The following is a 5,281-nucleotide window of genomic DNA, read 5'->3' as shown; positions in this document are numbered from 1 at the left end:
ACTACTGGCATTGGCCGCAGGCGCATCAGCTTTTCTAAAATATCCAGCCCGTCCATTCGCGGCATTTCCACGTCCAGCGTCAGCACGTCAGGATTAAATTCTTTAATTAAATCGCGAGCCACCAACGGATCGGGTGCCGTTGCCACCATCTCCATATCCGCATGACTGTTGATGATTTCCGTCATCAGCTGACGCATCAGCGAGGAGTCATCAACGCATAATACTCTGATTTTTCCCATTATTTTTCCTTAGTCAGCCCGTAAACCGTCTGGCCTCGCAGGTAAAACTCTTTGCTGATCTGGCTGAAGTTTTCAGAGTGACCGGCGAAAAGAATGCCGCCAGGTTTCAGCATCGGGACAAAACGCCGCAGGATCTTTTCCTGTGTTTCTTTGTCGAAATAGATCATCACGTTGCGGCAAAAAATCGCGTCGAACGGGCCGGGAATGCCCCACTCGTTGCCCAACAGGTTCAGCTGAGAAAACGTAATGCTGTTAGCCAGTTCAGGTCGAACGCGCACCATGCCAGCATGCGGGCCGGTACCGCGGAAGAAGAACCGTTGCAGCTGCTGAGGTGACAGCGTGCGCAATTCTTCCTGACGATAAACGCCTGACAGCGCCTTCTCCAAAACCTGCGTATCGATATCGCTGGCGTGAACCTGGAACTTGCCAGGACCTGCCCCCAACGTTTCTGCCAGCGTCATGGCGATAGAGTAAGGCTCTTCGCCTGTCGATGCCGCTGCGCACCAGACGTTGAAACTGCCACCGCGCTTTTTAGCGTGCTCGGCCAGAATCGGAAAGTGATGCGCCTCGCGGAAAAACGCCGTCAGGTTAGTGGTCAGCGAGTTAATAAAAGCTTGCCATTCTGCACTGCCGGAATCACTTTCCAGCAACGCCAGGTAACGACCAAAATCATCGATGCCTAACGTCCGTAACCGGCGCACCAGGCGGTTATAAACCATCTCCCGCTTATGGTCGGCGAGAACAATGCCGGCCCGCTGATAAATAAGCTGGCTGATACGCTTGAAATGCGTATCGGATAACGGCAGGCGCTGTACCATCTGTGACAGCATCGTTACGTTCTCCGGCGGTGCTAACAACGTCGATTTTTTCATCCAGATCCACCCTGCAAAGTACAGATTAAGGGGTTAAAACAGTGTGTTCCCTGTGGGTCAGTGTCTGAGGCGGTTTGCCTTCTCCTGAACCAACCCGAGCGCGCCTGGGTTGCTTGCCGCTTCCACTACCAGCGCGGCGTTCTGTTGCTCTGCTTTGCATTGTCCGGTCGCGGTGACACTGGTTAACTACAAATTCAGATTGCTTAACTAATTATCGGCAGCAATTCGATCTTCCTGAGGGTAAATTGCGTTAAAGCGTTATTTTTTACTGTTGGTTGTCTTAATGACCGTTGCGGCGCCGCTTGAACGGCGCCGCAACGGGATCAGAACGTTTCCCAGTTATCGTTGGCTACCGGCGCGGCCTGCGCTTTCTTCGGCGCGGCGACGGCCAGCGGCTTGCTGACAGCCTGCACGATGCTTTCCTTGCGCACGCGGAACACGGCGACGGCCTGAGTCAGGCGGCTGGCCTGCACTTCAAGCGCGGCAGCGGCAGCGGCGGACTCCTGCACCAGCGAGGCGTTCTGCTGCGTGACGCGATCCATTTCGGTTACGGCAATACCGATCTGGTCGATACCACGGCTCTGCTCACCTGAAGCGGAAGCAATTTCACCCATGATGTCGGTCACGCGGGTCACGGCGTTAACGATATCCGCCATCGTTTCACCCGCACTTTCCACCAGCTGAGATCCGGTATCGACACGTGCGACAGAATCTTCAATCAGGCCTTTGATTTCTTTTGCTGCCTGAGCACTGCGCTGCGCCAGATTGCGCACTTCACCGGCCACAACCGCAAAGCCACGACCCTGTTCACCCGCACGCGCGGCTTCCACCGCGGCGTTCAGTGCCAGAATGTTGGTCTGGAAAGCAATGCCGTCGATCACGCTGGTAATATCAGCAATCTTCTTCGAGCTGCCCGCGATGTCGCTCATGGTTTTCACCACGCCATCCACCACTTTACCGCCCTTCTGTGCCGTTTCCGATGCGCTCAGCGCCAGCTGTGAAGCCTGACGGGCGTTCTCGGCGTTCTGCTTCACGGTAGCGGTCAGCTGCTCCATGCTTGCAGCCGTTTCTTCCAGCGAAGCGGCCTGCTGTTCAGTACGCGAAGAGAGATCGTTGTTGCCCGCAGAGATTTCGGTCGCGCCGGTATAGATAGCGTCAGAGCCGTCACGCACGTCGCTGACGGTGCGCACCAGCGACTGCTGCATCTCCCGCAGGCTTTCCGCCAGCAGCGTCATTTCACTACGGCCTTCTACGGCGATGGTCTGCGTCAGGTCGCCGCTGGCAATATGACGAATATGTTCAATATTGCTGTTCAACGGCACCAGCAGCAGTTTACGGATACCGCTCCAGGCCAGCGCGATGGCGGCAGCAGAAACCAGCAGGACGGCCAGCAGCAGCCAGATGGTCTGGTTGTAAGCGGTCTCGTTGTCTTTAACACCCTGCGCGGTCAGCTGATTAACCACGTCAAGCCAGTGGTTGTACGCCTGCTGGAACTGCTCCTGATAGCTTTGGGTCGGCTGCGCAACGAAGTCGTTAAAGCGTCCTGTTTCCATCATCACAATCAGCTCGGAAAGCGCGGTGTGGAACTGGTTGTAGTTGGCCAACAGCGCCTGGACATCATCTGCTTTTTTACCTTCTTCACTCAGCGTCGCGTTGAATACCGCCATTGATCGATCGGCAGTAGCCAGGTCGGCCTTGGCCTGCGTCATCAGATCGCTGGCAGAAGTCCCCGCGCCTGATTTGTTGACATCCAGCAGGTAACGAATACCGGCACGGTTCAGCGTATTACGCGCCTGCACCAGCGACACCCATGAACTGCCCATGGCTTGCTGAAGCGTGCGCATCTGCTGACTAAATTCAAAATTCTTTTTGTCGCTGTGGACGGCTTTAAAGAACAGACCGCCGGTCCCCAGCTGTAATACAGCAAACAAAACCAGCACGCTTATCAGGCCGGTCACCACTTTTATATTCTTGAACATAACTACCTCAGTTGGGGGGGCTATTTGGTTTAGTTATCGGCAGATGCCGGGGGATCTTTATCAGGGCGGAGGGCTTTCTAAAAAGAATTATGAGGCCATGCCGATGGGCCAGATCCCTGTGGTTCCAGCGGGTTAAGCGCATAGCAAAACTGCCGTCGGGTGGGGTTTGCGGTCCGTAAGGAAAGCCGTAAAGGCCGCCCGTTCTGCCGTGACTATTTCCCGCTGTCCTGCCCCTGAATGGATAAACAAAAGCCCGCTCAGGCAGGGTGCCGGAGCGGGCTTTTTAGCTATGTCTCAGGGCGAAATGCTCTCCCCTTTAACTTAAAATGTTTCCCAGCTACCTTCGTCAGCAGCGGGCGCGGCGGCTTTACGCTGCGCGGGCTTCAACGCACGCGGGGCAGGTGCAGCAGCACGCACGCTCTGATCTTTACGTACGCGGAATACGGCAACGGCCTGAGTCAGACGGCTGGCCTGTGCTTCCAGCGCGGCAGCGGCAGTGGCAGATTCCTGCACCAGTGAGGCGTTCTGCTGCGTAACACGATCCATCTCGGTTACGGCAGTGCCTACCTGGTCGATACCACGGCTCTGCTCGTCAGAAGCGGAGGCGATTTCGCCCATGATGTCGGTTACGCGGGTCACGGCGTTAACGATATCGTTCATGGTTTCCCCTGCGGTACCCACCAGAACGGAACCGCTGTCCACGCGAGCCACGGAGTCTTCAATCAGGCCTTTGATTTCTTTCGCTGCCTGAGCACTGCGCTGTGCCAGATTGCGCACCTCACCGGCCACAACCGCAAAGCCACGACCCTGTTCACCCGCACGCGCGGCTTCCACCGCGGCGTTCAGTGCCAGAATGTTGGTCTGGAAAGCAATGCCGTCGATCACGCTGGTAATATCAGCAATCTTCTTCGAGCTGCCCGCGATGTCGCTCATGGTTTTCACCACGCCATCCACCACTTTACCGCCCTTCTGTGCCGTTTCCGATGCGCTCAGCGCCAGCTGTGAAGCCTGACGGGCGTTCTCGGCGTTCTGCTTCACGGTAGCGGTCAGCTGCTCCATGCTTGCAGCCGTTTCTTCCAGCGAGGCGGCCTGCTGTTCAGTACGAGCGGACAGATCGTTGTTACCCGCAGAAATTTCGCTTGCGCCGGTATAGATAGCGTCAGAGCCGTCACGCACGTCGCTGACAGTGCGCACCAGCGACTGCTGCATCTCTTTCAGGCTGTTAGCCAGCTGGGTCATTTCGTTACGGCCTTCCACTTCAATCGTGTGGGTCAGATCGCCGCTGGCGATATGGCCAATATGCATGATATTGTCCTGCAGCGGCTTGATCAGCACGGAGCGCAGACCGACCCAGCACAGCGCAATCAGCGCAACAACCAGCACCATGATGGTACCAATCACCCACAGCATTTTGGTATAGGCACTGTTGTTATCCACGCCGCCCTGCGCGCTCAGCACGTTCTGTGCGTTACGCCAGGTTTTATAGGCAGCCTGCATCTCGTTCTGTTTTTGCTCAATGTTCAGTTTGAACATGTCGTTCAGCTGCTTGCTTTCCAGCAGAGACAGCATTTGGCCCAGCGCTTTAGAATAGGTTTCGTAATTTTTTTCCAGCGCCTCGGTGATGGCCGGGTCCATTCCTTTGGTGCTGGGGATACCCTGGTAACGCGCATAGTACCTGTCCGCGTCGGCCAGCAGCCCTTTGCCCTGAGTGCTGATATCGGTCAACGAAGCGCTGTTAATGCTGTTAGCCGTTTCGCTTTGCAGACGCAGCATCCCACGGTTGATTGTGATGCGGGTCTGGTTTAACGCAATCCAGGCGTCGGTAAAAGAGGCAACGTTGTCGCTGGCGTTCTGAGCAATAGAAAAGTTAGTTTTATCGTCGGTCAGCGCGTTAATAAATAACCCGCCTGCCAACAACTGGAGTGAGCCGAATACCAGCAGAACTAACAGCAGGCTGGTGACGACCTTAATGCGTTTAAACATAGGGTACCCTTGGTAGAAGTGAAATGATTCAACACCAATTTTATCGGCGTAAATAAATGGAACTTTATGTGCTATCGGAACAGATTTATTAAAGTGACACTTTAATAATTAAATTAACTACTAATAAAGAAAATAATTAAATCTATAAAAAACACCCTGCCAGTGAACTACCAACAGGGTGTTCAAGTTTATATGTGGCGAAGATTAC

At 54.9% G+C, this 5,281-nt stretch carries 4 protein-coding genes; all 4 read right to left on the bottom strand.

Annotation, left to right across the window (positions count from 1 at the left end):
• Positions 1 to 239 (bottom strand): response regulator (locus tag RTK32_RS18565; protein ID WP_312046574.1); only part of this gene is annotated, 239 nt, incomplete at its 3' end.
• Complete coding sequence (gene cheR / locus RTK32_RS18560) at positions 239 to 1,111, bottom strand: protein-glutamate O-methyltransferase CheR (RefSeq protein ID WP_312046572.1); 873 nt, start codon at positions 1,109 to 1,111, stop codon at positions 239 to 241. The genes RTK32_RS18565 and cheR, both read right to left, overlap by 1 nt.
• A gap of 323 nt (positions 1,112 to 1,434) precedes the next feature.
• A complete protein-coding gene (locus tag RTK32_RS18555; protein WP_312046571.1) occupies positions 1,435 to 3,090 on the bottom strand; it encodes a methyl-accepting chemotaxis protein in 1,656 nt (551 codons plus the stop codon).
• Between the two features lie 321 nt (positions 3,091 to 3,411).
• Positions 3,412 to 5,073, bottom strand: a complete 1,662-nt coding sequence (locus RTK32_RS18550) for a methyl-accepting chemotaxis protein (protein WP_312046569.1) — start codon at positions 5,071 to 5,073, stop codon at positions 3,412 to 3,414.
• Positions 5,074 to 5,281 lie beyond the last annotated feature (208 nt).

The sequence above is a fragment of the Erwinia sp. genome, assembly GCF_031978025.1.
Lineage (GTDB): Bacteria > Pseudomonadota > Gammaproteobacteria > Enterobacterales > Enterobacteriaceae > Erwinia.
The sequence above is the reverse complement of the archived record's forward strand: the minus strand, read 5'-3'. Positions and strand labels throughout refer to the sequence as shown.